Raw genomic sequence first — 4051 nt, 5'->3', positions numbered from 1 at the left:
AGCTTCATTCACCCGGTCATAAATGGTAAGGGAGATGAGCAGGATTGGGATAAAGCAGGTCGTCTTGAGATTGGGGGTGCACGAGGTACCATGCACCGCAGCAGTTCGGTTCAGCGCCTTTGGTACGGGGTCGATCACCTCAACTTTTATTTGCGCGTTGACTTCAAAAGTGGAATGCAACCGGGTCAGGACATTCCCGCAGAATTGCATCTGTTGTGGTTCTATCCCGATCAAATCATGCACAACAGTCCTGCACCGATCGCAGAACTTCCGGAAGAGGCACCGTTGAACTACCTGTTCCACCATCATCTAGGGATTAATTTGCAAACGGCCTCAACTTGGTTTGAGGAAGCTGGGGAGCATCTGCTTTGGCATCCCAGAGCTAGTCGTGCTCAAGCTGCATTCGAGCAGTGCTTGGAGGTGGCGGTGCCTTGGGCCGATTTACAAATTAGCCCCGATTATCCGATACGGCTGATTTTAGTTTTTGCCGATAATGGAATTTACCGCAGCTATGTACCGGAGAATGCGTTGGTTCCCATTACGGTACCGTAGACGCAAAAGAGGAGTCGTAGCAATACTGCTCGGTTAAGAAGAATTGTAGGTTGGTATACCCTACCCGAAGGCTACGCCTAGATTGCCAAGGGCCCAACCTACAGCCGATCCAGTAGCCCCAAAATGAGCCCCAAACTGGGTTATCCGATACTTGGCTCAGGCATAAGTAACTTGGCATGGCTTCATCAAGCATAGAAGCCTTGTAAAAACATCTAACCTAAGTTAAGTACGGTAAATCTACCGGATTACTGTATATTATTTGAATCAGCCAAATATACTTAAAATAATCCTACCTTCTAGAAGGCTTATTTTCCAAGAAAGTAGCAAGGAAACCTCTTGTTAAATCTTCAGTTCCTGATAGTAGGGTGTGCAGGAGTACTTGCTTGGCTGCGCCTCATTTATCAGGATAATTAATCAAGCCAATTTCGGTCAGAATTAAATTTTATGGAAATTGGATATGACAAGAAATATTAACACATAATTTAACGTTTTTAATATTCTCTAGTTTTAAGGTAAAAAATTAAGTGCCTATTATCCACCTAAGAATTTGCATAAATCACCATGTTCTTTCACAACCGCTTAAATCATAAAATTTTATTGCCATCTTTGATAGTAACTATTACCTTCGGTATAACTTCTTGCAGTAGAGCAGAGCAGGAGAATAGTCAGGTGAGTGTTGATGGCGCGGCTGTGGGTTTTCCTATCTCTCTAGCTGTTGCTGAAGAATATCAAAAAGTTAATTCTAATGCTCGGGTTAGTGTGGCTTCCAGTGGTACTGGCGGTGGGATGAGTAAGTTTTGTAATGGTGAAATTGATATCGCTGGTGCCTCACGTACCATTAAAGACGAAGAAATAAAAAAATGTAAGAAGAAAGGTATCGATTTTGTAGAGCTTCCTATTGCCTTAGATGGCATTGCTGTTATTGTCAATCGTAAAAATAATTTTTCCCAATGTTTAACGATTGAGGAACTGGATAAAATTTGGAACTCTAAATCAGATAGCAAAATCACGAACTGGAATCAAATTAATCCCAAGTTTCCTAGCCAACGACTCAAGCTTTACGCTCCTGCTTCAGATACGGGAACATTTGATTATTTCACACAAGCTGTTACTGGCAAAGCCAAAAATGGTCGCACGGACTACACTCCCAGCCACAATCAAAACGTGCTTGTCCAAGGGGTTGCAGGCGACGGAAATGCTATAGGCTACGTTGGAATATCTTACTACATGGAAAATCAAGATAAGTTGAAATTGGTTGCCGTACAAAATCCGAAAGGGCAGTGTGAAAAACCAGTTCCTCTAGACAACGTGGTTAAAAATATTTATACCCCGTTATCTCGCCCCCTCTTCATCTACGTCAGCAAGAAATCGCTGGACACGAAACCTCAAGTTAAAGCGTTTGTTAACTTCTATATAGAAAATTCTTGGAAATGGGTCGATTCAGTGGGTTATGTGGCACTCCCGGATGAGGCTTACCCTAAAATCAAACAAAAAATTGCATCGGGTGAAACGGGTACTAAATTCAAAAAGGCAAAACCAGGTCAACCCATCACCAACTTTATTTAAGAGAAACGATCTAAGAAATAGTGTCTATTCCATCACCTTTTGGATAAAGCAATTCAAAGTTCAGTATTTGTTACTTAGCGGCTTGTGAAACAAACACCTACCTCAGTCAATTAGAAAATTACTACAGTCCTATCGCTTGCCTTACCTCCTATGCAATCCGCAAATTTTAGAGATGAGTTCGACCCAGGAAACGGGCGATCGCTTGAAAAGAGAGCTTCAGATGATATCTGGGAAAAAGTTATCGGGGCGATTCTATTTTGTTGTGCCTTGGTGTCCGTCCTAACTACATTTGGCATTGTTTTTATTATCTTCCGGGTGACATTTGACTTTTTTCAAAAAGTTTCGTTCGCTCAGTTCTTTCTCGATACCAAGTGGACCCCTTTATTTGCCAAGCAACACTTTGGAGTTTGGCCTTTGCTGTGTGGTACGTTTCTGACTACAGCGATCGCCATGCTCGTTGCTATTCCTCTAGGTTTATCGTCGGCTATCTATTTGAGCGAATATGCTTCACCCAAGCTGGCAGCTATTTTACGTCCGGCTGTAGAACTGCTGGCAGGAGTTCCTACTGTTGTTTATGGCTACTTCGCTCTGTTATTTGTGACACCTGCTCTGCGGCATATTCTCCCTCTGGAAATTTTTAACGCTTTAAGCGCTGGTCTCATGATGGGAATAATGATCACTCCTACAGTTGGCTCTATCAGTATAGATGCTATACAATCTGTGCCTCGCTCGTTACGGGAAGGAGCTTACGCACTCGGCGTAACTAAACTGGAAACCATTATTAAAGTTATTCTTCCTGCCGCTCTTTCTGGAATTGCTGCCTCGATTATTCTGGGCATTTCTAGAGCCGTTGGCGAGACTATGACGGTCTTGATTGCTGCGGGTCAACAGCCGAAACTCAGCCTTAATCCCTTTACCTCAGTAGAAACAATGACGGCTTATATGGCTCAAATTTCAGGGGGAGATAGTCCTCGTGGCAGTATTAATTACAATACCTTATACGCTGTGGGAGCTGTACTCTTCTTGATAACTTTAGTTCTCAACATTATCAGTAATTGGATTGCTAGCCGCTACAAGGAAAAGTACGATTAACAGTCATGTCTACTTCTTTTAATCGAAATGAATTCCAAGAACCCGTTGTAAGTTTTGCTTCAAATGTAGAGAAAAGGGAAAGAACGGGTGAAATCTTTAAATATCTATTTTTAATTGGGCTAAGTATTGGCTTAGTAGTCCTTGCTATCCTAGTTTTTTCTGTCTTTAAGGATGGATTTGGTAGATTATTAACACCTGGATTTCTCACAGAAACTCCTTCTCGTTTTGCTGATCGAGGCGGCATACGGCCTGCGATTTTGGGTAGCACTATTCTTGGATTATTAGTCCTGTTTATTGCAGTACCTATCGGCGTAGGAGCAGCTTTGTATCTGGAAGAATATGCTCCGAAAGCTTGGTGGACTAATATTATTGAAGTTAACATTAGTAATTTAGCTGGAGTCCCTTCAATTGTTTACGGCTTACTGGGTCTAGGAGTTTTCAATTATCTCTTGCACTTTGGCCCAAGTTTAATTTCTGGGGCACTAACGTTATCGTTGCTGTCTTTACCAATCATTATCGTCACATCTAGAGAGGCAATTCGAGCAGTTCCTGATTCTTTACGACACGCTTCCTATGGAATAGGAGTAACTAAGTGGCAAACGATTTGGCATCACGTCTTACCGTATGCTGTTCCAGGAATTTTAACTGGAGTAATTATTTCAGTTTCGCGTGCTATTGGCGATGCCGCTTCTCTAATTGTGATTGGAGCTGTGAGCTTTCTTACGTTCAATCCTGGTTTGTTTCAGCGCTTTATGGCCTTGCCCATTCAAATCTACACCTACATTACTCGTCCCGAACCGGGGTTTGCTAATGCAGCCGCAGCGACAATCATTGTTTTATT

General features: G+C 42.3%; 3 protein-coding genes and 1 pseudogene. All 4 read left to right on the top strand.

Annotated features, from left to right (window positions below; translation table 11 throughout):
- Positions 1 to 552 (top strand): annotated as a pseudogene (locus V6C93_RS18830) (glycoside hydrolase); the annotation flags it as partial.
- Positions 553 to 1113: 561 nt separating this feature from the next.
- On the top strand, positions 1114 to 2118 hold the full coding sequence (locus V6C93_RS18825; RefSeq protein WP_333478202.1) for a PstS family phosphate ABC transporter substrate-binding protein: 1005 nt from the start codon (positions 1114 to 1116) through the stop codon (positions 2116 to 2118).
- 150 nt (positions 2119 to 2268) lie between these two features.
- Positions 2269 to 3210, top strand: a complete 942-nt coding sequence (pstC, locus tag V6C93_RS18820) for a phosphate ABC transporter permease subunit PstC (RefSeq protein ID WP_333478201.1) — start codon at positions 2269 to 2271, stop codon at positions 3208 to 3210.
- Positions 3211 to 3215: 5 nt separating this feature from the next.
- Positions 3216 to 4051, top strand: an 836-nt coding sequence (gene pstA / locus V6C93_RS18815; protein ID WP_333478200.1) for a phosphate ABC transporter permease PstA, incomplete at its 3' end; no start/stop codon positions are given.

The sequence above is a fragment of the Allocoleopsis sp. genome, from assembly GCF_036703385.1.
Lineage (GTDB): Bacteria > Cyanobacteriota > Cyanobacteriia > Cyanobacteriales > Coleofasciculaceae > Allocoleopsis.
Note: the sequence above shows the minus strand (reverse complement) of the source record. Positions and strands in the feature narration are given on the sequence as shown.

Bases quoted from the DNA above. Each gene is read 5' to 3' on its own strand.
- V6C93_RS18825 (WP_333478202.1), top strand. From the start codon at position 1,114: ATGTTCTTTCACAACCGCTTAAATCATAAAATTTTATTGCCATCTTTG.
- pstC (WP_333478201.1), top strand. From the start codon at position 2,269: ATGCAATCCGCAAATTTTAGAGATGAGTTCGACCCAGGAAACGGGCGA.